Origin of the sequence: Mesorhizobium sp. M1365, assembly GCF_040317865.1 — a bacterium.
Lineage (GTDB): Bacteria > Pseudomonadota > Alphaproteobacteria > Rhizobiales > Rhizobiaceae > Mesorhizobium.
Map to the genome: position 1 here is coordinate 1 of NZ_JAMYLG010000029.1, position 17,921 is coordinate 17,921.

Sequence of the window (17,921 nt, forward strand, 5' to 3'; positions counted from 1 at the left end):
TTTCCGGTGCGCGCGCCGCCGACGCCGTCGTCGTCGCCGAGCCGGAACCCGCTGAATACGTCAAGATCTGCGACGTCTACGGCGCTGGTTACTTCTACATCCCCGGCACCGAAACCTGCCTGCGCATAGGCGGCTATGTTCGCTATGACATTGGCATCGGCGACGTCGGCTCATTTGACGGTGCAAAGACCACCGATCAGCAGGACGGCGACTCGCAGGATACCTACTACAAGCACGCCCGCTTCACGCTGAAGACCTGGACCGGCCAGGAAACCGAGCTCGGTACCTTGAAGACCTACACCGAGACCCGCTTCAACTGGGGTAACCACAACGATTACCTTGACGACAACTTCAATGGCGGTACGAGTGTTTCGCTGAACTTCGCCTGGGTCCAGCTCGGTGGTCTGCGCGTCGGCAAGGACGAATCGGCCTTCGATACGTTCATCGGCTACGCCGGCAACGTCATCCAGGATACGCTGGTCCCCTACGGCGGCTTCGACACCAATGTCGTCCAGTACTATTTCGACGCCGGCAACGGCTTCTCGGCCGTGGCTTCGTTGGAAACCGGTTCGGGCAGTGCGGCAGCAGATCCTGGCATTTTCCAAGACAGCAACAGCGGCAATGATTCCATCGACAGCTATGTCCCGTATGTCGTCGGCGGTATCAAATACACGCAGGGCTGGGGCTCGATCACCGGTGTCGCCGCCTATGACAGCACCTGGGAAGAGTGGGCCGGCAAGGTTCGCGTCGACGTTACGCCGATACAGAACCTGACACTGTTCCTCATGGCCGGCTACGGCTCTGACGACAACATCGACCGCAACTTCTACAAGCAGTGGGGCGGCAACTGGGCAGTCTGGGGTGGTGGCACCTACACCATCAACGAGAAGACCTCGTTCAACCTGCAGGCCTCGGCTGACGATGACAAGAACTACGGCGTCGCCGCGAACGTTGCCTACGATATCGTTCCCGGCTTCACGATCACTGCCGAAGTCGATTGGGCCCACGACGGTCAGTTTGATAAAGCCTACGATCGCAACTGGACCAATGCCGACGACAAGGACAGCATTGGCGGCATGCTCCGCTTCCAGCGCTCGTTCTAACAGTCCCAGCCTGATTTGAGATCGAACCCGGCGGGCCGACCGCCGGGTTTTCGTATCGAGGCGACTCCACTACCAGCCGCGTGAGCATGGCTATCTGGCGGCACGCTGGAAATCGGCCATAAGCCTGCGCGGTTCAGATATCACGATCCACGCAATGTGGACCGCCAACTCCAAATCAAATCTCGGCGAGGTCGCCAAGCGACCAGATCAGCGGCTGGATCGTGCTCTCATACTTTTTCCAGCGCTTGACGGATGAACTATAGATCGGCTGCCGGACCTGCCAGCGGCTGGGGGTATTGACCGACCCGCTCCTCTCGAAAAAGCGCAGGCAGGCATCGTCCCAGGGCAAGCCGAGATGATCGATGAGACGGCGCGATTGCGTCTCCTGATCCGCAACCAGCGTCTCATAGCGGCTTTCGAAAATACGTCCGGGAAAGACCTTATTCCAGTGCCGCATCAAGCGATCATATTCGCGATAGTACAACCCGAGTGTCTCAAGGTCGGCGTTGTAACCATGCTCCTTGGTGAACTTCAAGACGAAGCACGAGACGCAATTGTCGATGGCATCGCGGCGGCAATGAATGATGCGCGCGTTGGGAAAGAGAATTCCGATCAAGCCGATAACTTCGAAATTATGAGGCATCTTGTCGACGATGCGGAGCGCGCCTGGCGCGTGTTGACGCAGATAGGACAAATATTCTTCGGCCAGCGCCCTTGACTGGTCCCTCGTCATCGACATGATCGAACTGCGCAAGGCCTCATCCGACTGCATTCTGAAACCCATCAAGCCTGCCATTCGGCGTAGCTTCGTAAGCTCTCCGGCGCCATGGACATCCGGATGGCTCGCACATATTTGCTCGGTAAGCGTCGTCCCGGACCGGGGCATGCCCAGCACAAACACAGGCACTTCGGACGGACTGCCGTGGCCAGCCTTGGCTTCCAGCAATGACGGGCTGAATATCTCGATCATGGAATCGACATAGCGGCGGAAGGACGCCAGGTCGAAGCCACGGCCAGCGGCCTTTTTCGCCCTCTTGAAGTGATCCATCGCCTCTTCATAATGCTGAAGGTCGTTCAGCACTTTGCCTGCGGCATGATGGAGTTGAGATGCAACATCCGGATCGAGCCTGGGATTGGAGAGTTCGCTCAGGATACAGTCGAGCTCGGCAGGTTTTTCGGTGAACTTGCGCGTGTCGACCAGACTATTGTAGGCCTCTCCAACATCGACGCGACGATCGATTGCCTGCTTCAGATACGCTCCGGCTTCGTCCATGCGACCGAGGCTGGTGAGCGCACCAGCCAGACCTGTCCGGACCATGGGATGGTCGCCATTGATCGTTAGCACCTTCTCGTAGAGAGGCAAAGCCATCTCGGCTTTATCGAAGTTAACGTAAGCACGCGCCAGTCCGCAAAGCGCTTCCACCAGATCGGGCTTCAATTCGCATGCCCGCTGCAGGTGCCTGATCGCAAGCAAGCTGTCGCCAAGCTTCAGACCGGCCTCTCCCAGGCTGAGGTGGAAATATGGATTTTCAGGCGCCTGGCTTGCCGCCCGTGCGAAATATTTGAGAGCCAACTCATCGTCGACACCGAGCCCCAGCGTGCCGAGGATATACAGCGAAAGCGGGTGGTTGGGCGTGCGGGCGAGAACGCGATGGCATAATTCCTCGGCCTCCGGGAGTCGCTTGGCTTGCTGGAGTTCGAGCGCCTGTCGCAACAACATGTCGTCGGCCTGCGCGCGCGACGGCGGTTTCGCTTTCGGCGGCTGCACTTTCGGCGCCGGGCGGGACTTTATGTGCTTGGACCAAGCGGGCGGCAGTCGGTTGCTCATCATGTCTCGCTAGCAAAATGATCCGGGAGAATCCAGCCTGACGTGCCCGCCTGCCGCGGAACTTGCGCAGGCCAAGCCGGCAGGCTAGCAAGAAGGCCCCCTTTCGAACGAGCCCTATCATGCGCCTGCGCCCTCCCCTTACGCCGCTCATCGACGCGCTTCCCTCCACGGTGCCGTTTGTCGGCCCGGAGGCGCAGGAGCGTGATCGCGGCCGCGCCTTTCGCGCCCGCATCGGCGCCAATGAGAGCAGTTTTGGCCCTTCGTCGCGCGTCGTTGCCCGCATGGCTGAGATTGCCGGCGACATGTGGATGTATTGCGACCCCGATAATCACGATTTGAAGGTAGCTGCCGCCGGGCATCTCGGCGTCGGCGCCGAAAACGTCGTCATCGGCGAAGGCATAGACGGGCTGCTCAGCCTGGTGGCGCGCATGTATGTGGCGCCCGGCGACGCGGTGGTGACCTCGCGCGGCGCCTATCCGACCTTCAACTTTCATGTTGCCGGCGTCGGCGGCCGGCTGGTCGCAGTGCCCTACGAGAACGATCGGGAAAACCTCGACGGCCTGCTGGCGGCAGTGGCCAAGGAAAAGGCGCCACTGGTCTACCTGTCCAATCCGGACAATCCGATGGGCAGTTGGTGGGAAGCCGCCGAGCTCAGCCGCTTCATCGAAGCCTTGCCGGAGACCACAATGCTGGTGCTCGACGAAGCCTATGGCGAATTAGGGCCAGCCTCAGCGCTGCCGCCGATCGATGTCGCGCGGCCGAACGTCATCCGCATGCGCACCTTCTCCAAGGCCTATGGGCTGGCCGGCATACGCTGCGGCTATGCGGTGGCCGAGGCCCAGGTGATTCGGGACTTCGAGAAGATCCGCAACCACTATGGCGTCAGCCGCATGGCGCAGATCGCCGGTGTCGAGGCGCTTGCCGATCAGGCCTGGCTGGATAGCGTGGTGGCGCGGGTCGCCGCCGGCCGCCGGCGCATCGCCGCAATAGCCGAGGCGAACGGGCTGAAGCCGCTGGCTTCGGCGACCAATTTCGTCACCATCGACTGCGGCCGCGACGGCGCTTTCGCACTGAAAGTGCTGCAGGCGCTGTTGTCACGCGACGTCTTCATCCGCAAGCCGATGGTGCCGGTTCTCGACCGCTGCATCCGGGTCAGTGTCGGCCTCGACCACGAGCTCGACATCTTTGCCGAGGAACTGCCTGGCGCACTGGCGGCAGCGCGGGGGAACTGAAGAGCGCAACGCCGGGATTCCAGTGCTGCCCGCTATTTCTCCCCGAGCAGGCGCATGACGCGCTTCAAGGCGTCCGATAATTCGGCAGCCGCGTCATCGGCGAGGCCGGCCGTCAGCCGGGCGAGGTCGCGATCCGCCGCAGCCTGAAGCCTGGCGAGCTCAGCACTTCCGCGAGCGGTCAGCGACAGGATACGTCTGCGCCGATCGGCTGGGTCAGAGCGTGTCTCGGTCAGGCCAGCGGCGGCGAACCTCCTCAGGACGCGCGAGACATAGGCCGGATCGAGCCGGAGTTCGGCAGCGATTTCGGAGGCCGCCGGCCGGAGATCGAGGTGGAACGCCCGTGCAAGAAACCCTGCCTCACCGCCGCTATTGGCGACAGCGCGGGATCGGCCGCCCAATTCGAACAGCAGCCGCGCCTCGCCCAGCGTATAGGCGCTGTGCGTCAAGGTCAGGTCGAGCAGCCCGATCAGGCGCGTGTAGAAGCGATTGAAGCCACGTATCTCCGCGACAAGGGCATTCCGATCGGCCGGCATGTCGACCTCCTTCGGACGGACCGCTCCGTCAGGGCCATGATCGCCTATTATTTGACTTAGTCAATCATCGGCGGAGGCGCCACCCATCTCGCAGTGCGAAATCTGGCGGATAGCGACCGGAGAGAAACCTTCGATGCACGTTGCGCGGTTGAATTTGCGCGGCGATGCGCCAGACTCGATTCAAAGGATGGAGAGCGCGATGACCGATCGTACGGTGCAGGTACGCATATACGGCAAGGTGCAAGGCGTCAGCTACCGGGTTTGGGTGCGGCGCGAGGCGTCGGCGCTTGGCCTTGCCGGGTGGGTGCGCAACGAAGTTGACGGCTCGGTGACAGCCTTGATTGCAGGAACCGGGGCGGCGGTCTCGACGATGATCGAACGGTTTTGGCAAGGGCCGCCAGGGGCAGCGGTTTCAAAGGTCGATGTCGAAGAGATCGAGGCTCGCGACACGTCGGCCGATTTCAGGATTGTTGCCTAGCAAGGCATGGTCCTGCTCATTCGCTTCCATCGCACAAAATTCTCCAGGGTGCAGATAGAGCAAATCTAAAGCCATTGCCCTGCCCGGACATGCTTCGGTCCTTGAATTAATTGAACGTTTGTTTTATTATCCGCGAAAAGGCGGCTTGTCATGGCGCGTACGACCGGTTCCGACGGCGAAAAGACCGAAGCTGCGGTCCGCGAGGCAGCGGTCAGCCTGATTGCGCGTCTCGGCTACGAGGCGATGTCGATGCGCCAGCTGGCGGCTAAGGTCGGCGTCCAGGCAGCGGCGCTGTACCGCTATTTCCCGACCAAGCAGGACCTTCTGTTCATGCTGATGCGTGAGCATATGGAAGGCTTGATCGAGGCGTGGCGCGCAACACGCCCTGTCGGCGCCGATCCGGCAGCGCGGCTTGCCGCTTATGTCGAAAACCACATCGCTTTCCATATCGAACGCCGCCACTCCACCCATGTCTCGAACATGGAGCTGCGCAGCCTGTCGCATGAAAAACTCACGCAGATCCTGCGCATGCGCACGGCCTACGAGAAGGAGCTGCGCGCCATCCTGCGCGACGGCGTCGAAGCGGGGTTATTCAGCATCGAAGACACCGGGCTCACCGCCATGGCGCTGATCCAGATGATGACCGGCGTCATCGTCTGGTTCCGGCCGGGCGAACGGCTGTCGATCGCTGAAGTCACCGCTACATATCTAGCAATGACAATGCGCCTTGTTGGAGCAAAGAGCGATGGCGCGTCAACGAGCTACGACGCCGCGCCTCTATTCGGGCGCGCAAAGGACGCTCTAGCAACTTGATTTCGCGCATGATCCCGATTTCGGGATCGTGCGCCGGGAGGAACGGCATGTACACGCATACGCTCAACTTCGGGCTTGACGAAGACATCGAGGCGCTGCGCGACCTGGTGCGGCGCTTCGCCCAGGAAAAGATCGCACCGATCGCCGCCGAAATCGACCGCTCGAACGAATTCCCGGCACATCTGTGGGCCGAACTCGGCGGGCTCGGCCTGCTCGGCATCACCGCCGATCCCGATTTCGGCGGCACCGGCATGGGCTACCTTGCCCATGTCGTGGCGATGGAGGAGATTTCGCGCGCCTCGGCCTCGGTCGGCCTCTCCTACGGCGCCCATTCCAACCTCTGCGTCAACCAGATCAACCGCTGGGCAACGCAGGCGCAGAAGGAAAAGTATCTGCCATCGCTCTGCAGCGGCGAAAAGGTCGGCGCACTGGCGATGTCGGAATCGGGTGCCGGCTCCGATGTCGTGTCGCTGCGTCTGCGCGCCGAAAAGCGCAACGACCGCTATGTGCTCAACGGCACCAAGATGTGGATCACCAACGGGCCGGATGCCGAGACGCTGGTCGTCTACGCCAAGACCGATCCGGAACTCAATTCGCGCGGCATCACCGCCTTCATCGTCGAAAAAGCCTTTGCCGGTTTTTCGGTGGCGCAAAAGCTCGACAAGCTCGGCATGCGCGGCTCGAACACCGGTGAGTTGGTGTTCGAGAATGTCGAAGTGCCATTCGACAATGTGCTGCACGAGGAAGGGCGCGGCGTCGAGGTGTTGATGTCGGGCCTCGACTACGAACGCGCCGTGCTGGCCGGCGGGCCGGTCGGGCTGATGGCAGCGTGCCTCGACGTGGCGATCCCTTACGTGCATGAACGCAGGCAGTTCGGTCAGCCGATCGGCGAATTCCAGCTGGTGCAAGGCAAGCTCGCCGACATGTATGCGACGATGAACGCGGCGCGCGCCTACGTCTATGCCGTGGCCGCCGCTTGCGATCGCGGTGAGACGGCCCGCAAGGATGCTGCCGGCTGTATTCTCTTCGCCGCCGAAAAGGCAACGCTGATGGCGCTCGACGCCATCCAGCTTTTGGGCGGCAACGGCTACATCAACGACTACCCGACCGGCCGGCTTTTGCGCGACGCCAAGCTCTACGAGATCGGTGCCGGCACCAGCGAAATCCGTCGCTGGCTGATCGGGCGGGAAATCATGGTGGAGGGCGCCTGATGGCGTCTTTTTGAGATTTTGCCAGAAGCCGCACGATGTGGCACACTTCGGAATATGTGCCACAACACAGGCGAGACGGACCATGGCTGGCAGAACGGGAAAGTCCGGACTTGACGAAGACCCGCAAGCACGGTTCGATGCCGGCGCTCGCAAAGCGCCGTTTCGGCTTCCGGCGAAACGCGAGCGTGTCAAGCTTGGCGAGGGCGGGCGCTTCGTCATCCCTGCCGCGATGCGCGAGCAGATGGGCGTGAAGCCTGGCGAGGATATGATCCTGCATGTCGAGAACGGCGAGCTGCGGGTAAGATCGTGGCTGCAGAATCTGCGACGCGTCCAGGCCGAATTGTCAGCGTTGAAACAGCCCGGTGAAAGCGTCGTCGACGAATTTCTGAAAGAGCGACGGGAAGAGCAGCGTCGAAGCGACAAGCGTCTCGACCGGCTTCACGCCGAAGGGACAACGGGAAAGCGGACGAAATGAAGCCCTACGTCATGGACAGTTCGGCGGCGCTCGCAATCCTGCTCAACGAGAAAGGCACCGACAATGCTTTGGGGTTCGCGCCGGACGCACAATGCAGTTCAGTCAATGCGGCCGAAATCATCGCCAAGCTGATCGACAAGGGACGCAGCATGGAACAGGCCGCGGACGACCTCGCCAGTCTCGGCATGCCGATCGCCGTTTTCGACGATGCGATGGGCATCGCCGCCGGGCAGCTTCGCCAATTGACGCGGCATCGCGGCTTGTCGCTGGGCGATCGGGCTTGCCTGGCGCTGGCAATTCGCGAGAATGCCATTGCCGTCACCGCTGATCGCGATTGGGGCGACCTCGATGTCGGCTGCAAGATCGAGCTGATCCGGTAGGACCATGGCCCCCCTCACCTCGCAGATGTCGCCCGCCTCCGATATTTTCCGCGCCAATGCCGAGCGCATGCGGGCGCTGGTCGCCGATATTGCTGAAAAAGCCGCCGCCATCGAGGGCGGTGGCGCGGAAGAGGCGCGTGAGCGGCACGTCTCCCGCGGCAAGCTCCTGCCGCGGCAACGCCTTGCCCAATTGCTCGATACAGGCTCGCCCTTCCTCGAAATCGGCCAGTTCGCGGCATGGTCGATGTATGGCGAGGACATCCCTTCGGCCGGCCTCATCGCCGGCATCGGCCGCGTCGAAGGCACCGAAGTGATGGTCGTCGTCAATGACGCCACGGTGAAGGGCGGTACCTATTATCCACTGACGGTGAAGAAGCATCTGCGTGCACAGGAGATCGCATTGCAGAACAATCTGCCTTGCGTCTATCTGGTCGACAGCGGCGGCGCCAATCTGCCCAACCAGGACGAGGTGTTTCCCGACCGCGATCATTTCGGCCGCATCTTCTACAACCAGGCCAACATGTCGGCCGCCGGCATTCCGCAGATCGCCTGCGTCATGGGTTCGTGCACGGCCGGCGGCGCTTATGTGCCTGCGATGTCGGACGAGACAATCATGGTGCGCAACCAGGCAACCATCTTTCTCGGCGGGCCGCCGCTGGTGAAGGCGGCCACCGGCGAGGACGTCACCGCCGAGGACCTCGGTGGCGCCGACGTGCACACAAGGCTTTCCGGCGTTGCCGACCACTATGCGCTCGACGACGAGCATGCGCTGGCCATATGCCGGCGTATCGTCAAAAACCTGAATCGGAACAAAAATGTAAGCTTGGCCTTGCAGAAATCGATTCCGCCGCTTCACGATCCACATGAACTCTACGGCATCGTGCCGACGGATCTGCGCCAGCCCTATGACGTGCGCGAGGTAATCGCCCGCACCGTCGACGGCTCCGAGTTCGATGAGTTCAAGCAGAATTATGGCACCACGCTGGTCACCGGTTTCGCCCATCTCAGCGGCATGCCGGTCGGCATCGTCGCCAACAATGGCGTGCTGTTTTCGGAAAGCGCGCTGAAGGGCGCGCACTTCATCGAGCTGTGCTGCCAGCGCAAGATCCCGCTGATTTTCCTGCAGAACATCACCGGCTTCATGGTCGGGCGAAAATACGAGGCCGGCGGCATCGCCAAGGACGGCGCCAAGCTGGTCATGGCGGTCGCAACGGCCAAGGTGCCGAAGGTGACCGTGATCATCGGCGGCTCGTTCGGTGCCGGCAATTACGGCATGTGCGGACGCGCCTATTCGCCACGCTTCCTGTGGATGTGGCCGAATGCCCGCATTTCGGTGATGGGCGGCGAGCAGGCGGCAACGGTGCTGGCCGTGGTCAAGCGCGAAGGCATCGAGCGCAAGGGCGGGGAATGGAGCGCTGAGGAGGAAGCGAAATTCAAGAAGCCGATCCTGATGAAGTACGAGCACGAGGGACACCCGCTCTATTCGTCGGCAAGGCTCTGGGACGACGGCATCATCGACCCGGCCAAGACCCGCGAGGTGCTGGCGCTCAGCCTTTCGGCCGCGCTCAACGCCGAGATCGAGGAGACAAAATTCGGCGTGTTCAGGATGTGAGATGAGCGAAATCGGCCAGAGGATTCGCATTCAAACCGGCGACATCACGAAGCTGGCGGTCGATGCCATCGTCAACGCCGCCAATACCTCTCTTCTCGGAGGCGGCGGCGTCGACGGCGCTATCCACCGCGCGGCCGGCCCCGAGCTTGTGGCAGAATGCCGGACCTTGCATGGCTGCAAGGTCGGAGACGCAAAAATCACCAAGGGCTACAGGCTGCCCGCGCGCTACGTCATTCATACGGTCGGGCCGGTCTGGCAAGGTGGCAGCAAAGGAGAAGCCGAACTGCTCGCCTCCTGCTATCGCCGGTCGCTCGAAATCGCCGCCGCAAAGGACTGCCGGACGGTGGCGTTTCCTGCGATCTCGACCGGGGCCTACCGCTATCCGAAGGATCAGGCGACGCAAATTGCTGTCGGGACCGTGAGCGCCTTCATCGGCCAGAACATCGTTCCGGAAACCGTCATTTTCTGCTGCTTCGACGAGCCGACGGCCGAATTGTATCAGCGGGTCGTTGCTGCACTCGGCAGGGTGTGACCCTGCGCGGGAGACAACCCCACCACATCTCCAGACTATTTTTTGCTTCTCGATCTGGCCAGACGAAAGAATCACGGCTATTGATCATCGCAAATACCAATGGGGATTGGGCGAAGATGAGGCGGCGGGTTTTTCAGAGAACAACTGCGCATATACTTGCGGCGTTGCTTATATTAGCGACGCCTGGCATCGGCGCAGCGGAGTCGCTGGCGGGAAGCAAGGGCGAGACCCGTTTCTATCCCTATTTGCCGCAGAGCCCGAAGGATCCGTGTACCAGGGCCTACAAGGCCTATGTAGCGGCCGGCGGCCATTCAGCCTATGCAACCACTCCGTATTCCCGGGTGCGTTTTCTGTACATCATCTGCGGCTCGCGCTTGAATGCACCGTCACAGCAAGCTGCCGAAGAATTGGCGTTGAAATCCTGTCAGGCCGCCCGCAACAGTTACAGAGTTACAACAGGCGGCGGCTGCGAAATCGCTGCCTCCAAGTAGGCGAATATATTTCAGTGTTTGGGGTTCAAATGGGTTTGGCAATGAAATCTTTATCAATCAAGCGAGCCACCATGTCGGTACTTGCACTGCTTGTGGCCTCTGCACCGAATGTCGGCGCCGCCGAATCGCTGGCGGGAAGCAAGGGCGACAGCCGTTTTCCGGTCTATTTTGCACCGGGTACAATCGGAGGCTGCGGCAAGAATTACAAGGACTATGTGGCGGCTGGCGGTCACTCGGCCTATGCGATGACGCCATTCAACTGGGCAACCGAATTCACTATTTGCGGTGCTTATCTGAATGCAACATCCCAGAAGGCTGCGGAGGCGCTGGCGTTGAAATCCTGCCAGTCCGCGCGCAGCAAGTACAAGGTCACGACTGCAGGGGCCTGCGCCATAGCTGCCTCCAAATAGACCGACACTCGTCGGCCTTCGACGTATTCAATGGGTGGGAAAATGAAATCTATAAGCGTTAAACAAGCAGTCTTCTCGCTAATAACCGGGTTGCTTCTAATTTCGAGCCCCAATGTCGGCGCGGCGGAATCGCTGGCTGGAAGCAAGGGCGACGTCCGCTTCTACCCGTATTTTCCGGCGACCGCGGATCGGCCATGCACCAAGGCATATAAGGCCTATGTGGCGGCCAGCGGCCATTCAGCTTATGCGACCACTCCGTATTCCCGGGTGCGTTCGTTGTACATCCTGTGCGGCTCGCGCTTGAATGCGCCCTCGCAAAAGGCTGCCGAGGATATGGCGATGAAATCCTGCCAGGTCACCCGCGACCGTTACAGGGTCACGACCGGGGGAGCTTGCGAAATCGCGGCCTCAAAGTAGGCAGGCCTCGCTTGCCTATCCTTTGAGCGCCAGACTACAAAGCAGGGCATTGCCGCAGTTCGCGTGACGAGAATTCGCGCCGTTGGCGGCAGCTCTGCCTGTGGAGGCCCGATGTTCGCCAAGATCCTGATCGCCAACCGTGGCGAGATCGCCTGCCGGGTGATCCGCTCGGCACGCAGGATGGGTGTGCGCAGCATCGCCGTCTATTCCGACGCCGACGCTCACGCCCTGCATGTCGAAATGGCCGACGAAGCGGTGCATATCGGCGCCTCTCCCGCCAACGAAAGCTATCTGCGCGGCGACAAGATCATCGCGGCGGCCTTGGCCACAGGTGCCGAGGCCATCCATCCGGGCTACGGCTTTCTTTCGGAAAACCCCGATTTCGTCGACCAGGTGGTCGCGGCGGGGCTGATCTTCATTGGGCCGTCGGCGGCCTCGATCCGTGCCATGGGACTGAAGGACGCGGCCAAGCGGCTGATGGAAAAGGCCGGCGTGCCTGTCGTTCCGGGCTATCATGGCGAAGCGCAGGAGATCGTGTTGCTCGCCTCCAAGGCGCGCGAGATAGGCTACCCCGTACTGATCAAGGCGCGCGCCGGCGGCGGCGGCAAAGGCATGCGGCGCGTCGAGCATCCCGATGATTTTTCGGAAGCACTGTCGGGCGCGCGGCGCGAGGCGAAAGCCGCGTTCGGTGACGACCGCGTCTTGGTGGAAAAATATGTCGACAAGCCGCGCCACATCGAAGTGCAGGTGTTTGGTGACAATTTCGGCAACGCCGTGCATCTTCACGAACGCGACTGCTCGGCGCAGCGCCGCCACCAGAAGGTGATCGAGGAGGCGCCTGCCCCCGGCATGACGCCGGCACTGCGCAAGGCGATGACCGAGGCGGCGGTGAAAGCCGCCAAGGCAATCCACTATTCCGGCGCCGGTACCATCGAGTTCATCGTCGATGCCTCGCAAGGTCTGAAGGCCGACCGTTTCTGGTTCATGGAAATGAACACCCGTCTGCAGGTCGAGCACCCCGTCACCGAAATGGTTACCGGCATCGACCTGGTCGAGTGGCAGTTGCGGGTAGCCGCCGGCGAAAAACTGCCGAAGACGCAGAGCGAGATCGCGCTCTCCGGCCACGCCTTCGAGGCGCGCATCTATGCCGAGGACGCGGCAAGAGGGTTTTTGCCGGCGACCGGCACCTTGCACCATTTGAAATTTCCGCAGCCGACACCGGAGGGTGCGACCATGCGCGTCGAAACCGGTGTGCGCGCTGGCGATGCGATTTCGCCGTTCTACGATCCGATGATCGCCAAGCTGATCGTTCATGGCAAGGACAGACGGACGGCGCTCATCGCGCTTGGCACGGCACTGTCGCAGACCGAAATCGCCGGCTCGACGGTCAACACTGGCTTTCTTGCCGCGCTGGCCGCTGATGCGGATTTTGCGGCGGGCGATGTCGATACCGGCCTGATCGCCAGGCACCAGCAGGCGTTGACGGCGGTTCCGCCGCCGAGCGGTGAGACGATTGCCGCCGCGGCACTTGCCGCGTCCGGTGCGCGCGACTTGCCATCCTCGGACGATCCCTGGTCGTCACTGGCCGGCTATGCGCATTTCCACGCTGTAGCGCGGCGCACCCTGCTGAAGTTTGGCGAGCAGGAGATCGTCACGCGCGTGTCGGTGCGGCCGGACGGGCGGTTCGAGGTGGCGCTGGATGCGCCCTATGACAGCGTCAATTCGCGGGATCTCCGCGCGGCGCCTCGCCTCGCCCGCTGGCCGGGCCACGTCACGGTCTTCGATGGCGCCATCGGCTACGGTTTTGCCGTGCCGGATCCGCTGGCGCGAGCCGACGAAGCCGCCGCCGCTTCCGTCAGCCTGCGCGCTCCAATGCCCGGCCTGGTCAAATTGGTGCGTGCAGGCAAAGGCGAGTCCGTGATCAAGGGCCAGCCGCTGCTGATCCTGGAGGCGATGAAGATGGAGCACACCATTGCCGCGCCCCATGACGGGGTTATCGCCGAGATTGCTGCCGAAGGCGCGCAGGTAACCGACGGCACCGTGCTGGTTCGCTTTGTCGAGGAACCTCAGTTGACTGCTGTTTCCCTATCCACGAAGTGATCTCGAACGCGTGACAAAGGCGTCGCCAAAAAAAAATGTGGCCGGGTTTGACCCCCGGCCATGTTCGATTACAGCAGCGCGTCTTGCGGCGCCGCGGCCATCACGGTTGGATCGGCGCGTATTTGCCGTCATGCCACTGGTTGATGTCGTAGCTCGCGTTCTTGAGGTCGCCCTTCTCGTCGAAGGTGACCGAGCCGACAACCGTGCTGATCGGCTGGCCGTTCTTTAACGCTTCGGCGACTTTTGCCGGATCGTCGCTGCCGGCGCGTTTGATGCCTTCGGCGAAGGCCTGGATCACCGCATAGGAAAACAGCGTGAAGCCCTCAGGCACGAAGCCGCCGGCCTTGATCTTGGCGATGGCCTCCTTGGCTTCGGGCTTCGCCTGCGGATTCGATGGGAAGACGAACATGGTGCCTTCGCCGGCCGGACCGGCAACCTGCCAGAATTCCGGCGAAGCGATCGAGTCCGGCATGATCAACTGGAACTTGAGGTTCTGCTCCGCCGACTGGCGCAGGATCAGGCCGGCTTCGGGGTGATAGCCGCCGAAATAGACGACGTCGGCTTTCAGCTCCTTGAGCTTGGTAACAAGAGCGGAATAGTCCTTCTCGCCAGCGTTGATGCCCTCGTAGAGGATTTCATTGAGACCGTTCTGGTTCATCGTTGCCTTCACGGCATCGGCCACGCCCTGCCCATAGGCGCTCTTGTCGTGCAGGATGACGACTTTCTTGCCGGCATATTTCTTGGCGATCCAGGGACCGATGAAAGCGCCCTGCGCATCGTCGCGCGTGTAGAGGCGCATGATCGTCGGCCAGCCGGCTTTCGCCGCTGCATCGGTCAACACCGGGTTCGAGGAAGCCGGACTCATCATCAGCGCACCGGCTTCGGCGTAGACAGCGGAGGCCGGGATGCTGGAGCCCGAGCAGGCGTGGCCATCGATGAACTTGACACCGTTGGCGATGATGCGGTTGGCGACCGAAACCGCCTGCTTCGGATCGCACTGGTCATCCTCGATGTCGAGCTTGATCTGGCGGCCGTCGACGCCGCCCGCCGCGTTGATCGCGTCGGCGGCGGCTTGCGCGCCTTGCTTAAACTGATCGCCGATGTTGGCAAGCTGACCGGTCATCGGTCCGACCACCGAAAAGGTGATGTCATCGGCGAAGGCGACCGGCGCGGTCATCATCAGGCCAAATATGGCTGCGCTGAAAATACTGAATTTCTTCATGGTGACACAACTCCTCCACTCTCGCGCGACCATCCCGGCCGCGCCTCTTCCAGAATGGCGGGAGAATTTCATCCTTCACCGGAGCTGTCTAGACGCATCGTCGGCGCTCGATTGGGCCTGTAATGCGCTGTTCCAAAGACAAAGCCGCGCCAGCCTTGTTCCGGCCGGTCGCAGCTTTTCTCATCGAGTTCCCGAGGTATCCCCACCAGGGTCCGCTCGCCTTCCCTGTTTGTACGGTTTATGGCGCGGCTCGTCCGCCGTGTTCTTGATCTTGTTGGCCCGGCCGTCTTGCGCGGCCTTGATTTTTCGGGCCCGGCCCTCTGCGCGGCCTTGACCCGAAGCGTCCCTGTCGTGAGGTCAGTACCCCTTGTGAGGTCGATGCCGGCGAATTCAGTGCATCGTCATCCATTCGCGAGCTTCGCGCAGCGCCTTGGCGATCTCGACCTTCGACATGGCGGCAGACAATTCGGAGCGCAGTTCCGCGGCGCGGGCCGAACCCTTGATCGCGGCGATGTTGAACCATTTGTGGGCGGCGACGACGTCGGTCTCGCAATCGCGGCCAGTCGCATACATCATGCCCAACTCGAAAAGAATATCGGCCTGGGCGGTTGCCCCCATGGCGCCGAAGCCGGCTTCAAGCATTTCAAAACGTGCCATTTCAAATCCCCTGTTCTGGCTCCCGAGAGCTGTCTCCGTATGTCCCTCGGTGTCCTTGATTACCGTCGGGGGCGGCCGCTCTTTCGATGCTTTCGAGAATGCCCCGGAGGCTTGAATCCGTCGTTAAATGGCGTGCTTAATTTGAGGAAAACAAAGCTAAAACAAGAGGTAAACACGAAAATTCGTTAAGGATACAAAGCCAGCAATCGCGCCGGTTTGCACAAGATTTGAAGAAAACTTGCGAGGCGCGGATCAAGACTCCGCTAACCACAGAAGACAAAGACGTGTGCGGCCCGTTTCATTTTTCGCCGGCGCGGCCGTTCGGGAGCGGGCAAAAACCCGCAACCCTTCCGTGGCGGCACCGCTTTTGTTTTTCCGGGAGCTGGACTAGCTTACGTTTGCGTAAGGGGCAGACACCCGGGACGGAGCCCGATTGGACTTACCTGAGGGAGGAAAGACATGTTTCGACAAGTGAGCCTGGCCCTCGCGGCCGCAATAATGATGACCGGCGCGGCATGGGCCGATCCGATCGAAGGCAATTGGAAAACGCAAGCCGGATCGACTGCCGCCATTTCGGGTGGCGGCGGGGCATTTTCGATTACGCTCAAATCCGGCAAATTTGCCGGCAAGAACATCGGTTCACTGAAGGTTGCCGGCGACAACAAATATGCCGGCACGATAACCGACCCGGAAACCGACAAGACCTATTCGGGCAAGGCTTCGCTTTCCGGCAGTTCTCTCAAGATGAGCGGCTGCGTGCTCGGCGGGCTGATCTGCAAGAGCCAGACCTGGCATAGACTTTAATTCTGCAGAATGATATTAGGCGGTCTTCCAAGGCAACAAGGGAGACCGCCTAGCCATGCTACAGCCACGAGACCTCAAGGGACGCCGCGCGATCTCCTATGCTCGCTGGAGTTCCGGCAAGCAGGCCAGCGGCGACAGCCTTGACCGACAGACCAAGAATGCCAAGGACTTCTGTGCAATCCACGGCATTACGCTTGATAGCGAGTTGCTCGATGATGGTGTGAGCGCATTCAAGGGCGCGAACCTAGAGGCCAGCCTAGGCAAGTTCGTTGGGGACGTTAGGTCAGGGAAGATTCCCAAGGAAATCGTCCTCATTGTTGAGAACATTGACCGCATCACGCGGGTGAAGCCCACGCGAGCAATTCGCTACTTCCTTGATCTCTTGGACACCGGGCTAACCCTGGTGACCTTGACGGACCGGCGGGTCCACACGTCAGAGGGCTACGACGACAATTTCTCAAACCTCATGATGTCCCTCATGGCCATGCAAGCGGCGCACGAATACAGCGCGAAGCTCTCCTATCGAGTGGGCGAAGCATGGAAGCGCAAGGCCGAGAAGGCCCGTGCAGCTGTCGCAAGCGGCGGGACAAGGATCAAGGTCGCGAAGCTGCCCTTTTGGATTGATCGCGAGACCAACGCGCTGAATGCGCGAGCCGACGACGCGCGGCTGATCTTCGAGCTTGCCAAGGAAGGGCACGGGCAGCAGACCATCACACAGATGCTTAACACGCGCGGCATCGCTTCTCCTTCAGGAAAAACTTGGGCTCAAGCCGTGGTCGGGGAAGTCCTTCGTTCTCCAGCCGCCTACGGGTGCCTTGTCCTCAAGGGCGAGGAAGTCCCCGGCTATTTCCCGGCGCTGATCAGCGAGATGGAATGGCTGGCCACCCGGCAGCGTACCAAGGCACGTCGCCACAGCAGACAGGTGGGCCGGACATCGAACCTGTTTTCCCGCATGGTCCACTGCGGACACTGCGGCTCTCCGATGGTCCTCACGTCTTCCAAGAAGGGCGGGATGTCGTGGGGCTATTTCGCATGCACCGGGAAGACGTTCAAGCGCACGGGATGCACCGCGCCTAACTGGCGCTATGACCAATTCGAGCGTGAGTTGATTGACCGCATTGGGTTCCTGGCTGTTCCTATATCGCAGGACCAGACTGCCCCCGATCTGTCAAGGGAACTCGAGGACACCATTGGTGCCCTTGAGGCCAAGCAGTCCAACGTTCTTGCCGGTATTGCAGAAGCCGAGACAGCTGATGTCCGCAAGGTTCTCTTGGGGAAGGCCGATGAACTGGCTCGCCAGATCGAGGCGAAGCGGAGGGAGATAGTAGCCATCCGCGAGAATGATGCGCGGTATCGTGAGAGCGCGGCGGCTGTCTGGGACTATGAAATGGACCAGGAGGAGATCAGGCGGCTTGTCAAGGATGACCGGAAGGGTGCCCAAGGGCTCATCTCCAGCCTCGTGCAGCGCATCGATCTTGAGAGCGACAGCAAGACCCTCAGGCGCGCGGTTGTCACCATGAGAAGCGGCCATAGCCACTCCCTTGTTTTCGACCGCACAGGGGAGCCGGGCTGATTAGGGTCCCATATAAGCACCCGCTAATTAGGTGACCATACTGAGATGAC

Annotated in this window: 19 protein-coding genes; 15 read left to right on the top strand and 4 right to left on the bottom strand. The window is 61.2% G+C overall.

What is annotated here, in order from left to right; genetic code table 11:
* Positions 1 to 1,103 (top strand): porin (locus tag NKH04_RS24065; protein WP_353045067.1); only part of this gene is annotated, 1,103 nt, incomplete at its 5' end.
* A 175-nt stretch (positions 1,104 to 1,278) separates the two neighbouring features.
* Here the strand turns inward: NKH04_RS24065 and NKH04_RS24070 are convergent.
* Positions 1,279 to 2,931: a sulfotransferase gene (locus tag NKH04_RS24070; RefSeq protein ID WP_353045068.1), complete on the bottom strand. Its 1,653-nt coding sequence runs from the start codon at positions 2,929 to 2,931 to the stop codon at positions 1,279 to 1,281.
* 119 nt (positions 2,932 to 3,050) lie between these two features.
* On the opposite strand from NKH04_RS24070, the gene NKH04_RS24075 reads away from it, so the two are divergent.
* Positions 3,051 to 4,163, top strand: a complete 1,113-nt coding sequence (locus NKH04_RS24075; RefSeq protein WP_353045069.1) for a pyridoxal phosphate-dependent aminotransferase — start codon at positions 3,051 to 3,053, stop codon at positions 4,161 to 4,163.
* A 32-nt stretch (positions 4,164 to 4,195) separates the two neighbouring features.
* Here the strand turns inward: NKH04_RS24075 and NKH04_RS24080 are convergent, their stop codons facing one another.
* Complete coding sequence (locus tag NKH04_RS24080) at positions 4,196 to 4,696, bottom strand: MarR family winged helix-turn-helix transcriptional regulator (RefSeq protein WP_352745063.1); 501 nt, start codon at positions 4,694 to 4,696, stop codon at positions 4,196 to 4,198.
* Between the two features lie 199 nt (positions 4,697 to 4,895).
* Here NKH04_RS24080 and NKH04_RS24085 point away from each other — a divergent pair, with 199 nt between their 5' ends.
* The 11 genes from NKH04_RS24085 to NKH04_RS24135 all read left to right on the top strand — a co-directional run bounded on the left by NKH04_RS24085 (position 4,896) and on the right by NKH04_RS24135 (position 13,615).
* Positions 4,896 to 5,174, top strand: a complete 279-nt coding sequence (locus tag NKH04_RS24085) for an acylphosphatase (RefSeq protein WP_023677791.1) — start codon at positions 4,896 to 4,898, stop codon at positions 5,172 to 5,174.
* 150 nt (positions 5,175 to 5,324) lie between these two features.
* Positions 5,325 to 5,987, top strand: a complete 663-nt coding sequence (locus NKH04_RS24090; RefSeq protein WP_353045070.1) for a TetR/AcrR family transcriptional regulator — start codon at positions 5,325 to 5,327, stop codon at positions 5,985 to 5,987.
* 47 nt (positions 5,988 to 6,034) lie between these two features.
* A complete protein-coding gene (locus NKH04_RS24095) occupies positions 6,035 to 7,198 on the top strand; it encodes an isovaleryl-CoA dehydrogenase (protein WP_353045071.1) in 1,164 nt (387 codons plus the stop codon).
* Between the two features lie 82 nt (positions 7,199 to 7,280).
* On the top strand, positions 7,281 to 7,673 hold the full coding sequence (locus tag NKH04_RS24100; RefSeq protein ID WP_353045072.1) for an AbrB/MazE/SpoVT family DNA-binding domain-containing protein: 393 nt from the start codon (positions 7,281 to 7,283) through the stop codon (positions 7,671 to 7,673).
* A complete protein-coding gene (locus NKH04_RS24105; protein WP_352827042.1) occupies positions 7,670 to 8,053 on the top strand; it encodes a type II toxin-antitoxin system VapC family toxin in 384 nt (127 codons plus the stop codon). Before NKH04_RS24100 ends, NKH04_RS24105 begins: the two co-directional genes overlap by 4 nt.
* A gap of 4 nt (positions 8,054 to 8,057) precedes the next feature.
* Positions 8,058 to 9,665, top strand: coding sequence for a carboxyl transferase domain-containing protein (locus NKH04_RS24110; protein WP_352540760.1), 1,608 nt, complete (start codon positions 8,058 to 8,060; stop codon positions 9,663 to 9,665).
* Position 9,666: 1 nt separating this feature from the next.
* Positions 9,667 to 10,197 (top strand): O-acetyl-ADP-ribose deacetylase, encoded by a 531-nt coding sequence (locus NKH04_RS24115; protein ID WP_352540759.1) that lies wholly within the window; start codon positions 9,667 to 9,669, stop codon positions 10,195 to 10,197.
* Between the two features lie 116 nt (positions 10,198 to 10,313).
* The gene (locus NKH04_RS24120; protein WP_353045103.1) at positions 10,314 to 10,688 is read left to right on the top strand and encodes a hypothetical protein; all 375 of its coding nucleotides are present in this window, start codon (positions 10,314 to 10,316) and stop codon (positions 10,686 to 10,688) included.
* A 29-nt stretch (positions 10,689 to 10,717) separates the two neighbouring features.
* Positions 10,718 to 11,098: a hypothetical protein gene (locus tag NKH04_RS24125; RefSeq protein ID WP_245274740.1), complete on the top strand. Its 381-nt coding sequence runs from the start codon at positions 10,718 to 10,720 to the stop codon at positions 11,096 to 11,098.
* 30 nt (positions 11,099 to 11,128) lie between these two features.
* Positions 11,129 to 11,515: a hypothetical protein gene (locus NKH04_RS24130; protein WP_352685892.1), complete on the top strand. Its 387-nt coding sequence runs from the start codon at positions 11,129 to 11,131 to the stop codon at positions 11,513 to 11,515.
* 111 nt (positions 11,516 to 11,626) lie between these two features.
* Entirely contained in the window at positions 11,627 to 13,615 is a 1,989-nt protein-coding gene (locus tag NKH04_RS24135) for an acetyl/propionyl/methylcrotonyl-CoA carboxylase subunit alpha (protein WP_353045073.1), read from the top strand.
* A 100-nt stretch (positions 13,616 to 13,715) separates the two neighbouring features.
* On the opposite strand, the gene NKH04_RS24140 is transcribed toward NKH04_RS24135, so the two are convergent.
* Together NKH04_RS24140 and NKH04_RS24145 are read right to left on the bottom strand one after the other, a co-directional pair.
* Positions 13,716 to 14,837 (bottom strand): branched-chain amino acid ABC transporter substrate-binding protein, encoded by a 1,122-nt coding sequence (locus NKH04_RS24140; protein ID WP_352471026.1) that lies wholly within the window; start codon positions 14,835 to 14,837, stop codon positions 13,716 to 13,718.
* A 390-nt stretch (positions 14,838 to 15,227) separates the two neighbouring features.
* Positions 15,228 to 15,494, bottom strand: coding sequence for an SEL1-like repeat protein (locus tag NKH04_RS24145; protein WP_010915070.1), 267 nt, complete (start codon positions 15,492 to 15,494; stop codon positions 15,228 to 15,230).
* Positions 15,495 to 15,953: 459 nt separating this feature from the next.
* Here NKH04_RS24145 and NKH04_RS24150 point away from each other — a divergent pair, with 459 nt between their 5' ends.
* Positions 15,954 to 16,298 (top strand): DUF2147 domain-containing protein, encoded by a 345-nt coding sequence (locus NKH04_RS24150; protein WP_352691776.1) that lies wholly within the window; start codon positions 15,954 to 15,956, stop codon positions 16,296 to 16,298.
* A gap of 55 nt (positions 16,299 to 16,353) precedes the next feature.
* Positions 16,354 to 17,871 (top strand): recombinase family protein, encoded by a 1,518-nt coding sequence (locus tag NKH04_RS24155; protein ID WP_353045074.1) that lies wholly within the window; start codon positions 16,354 to 16,356, stop codon positions 17,869 to 17,871.
* Positions 17,872 to 17,921: the final 50 nt, after the last annotated feature.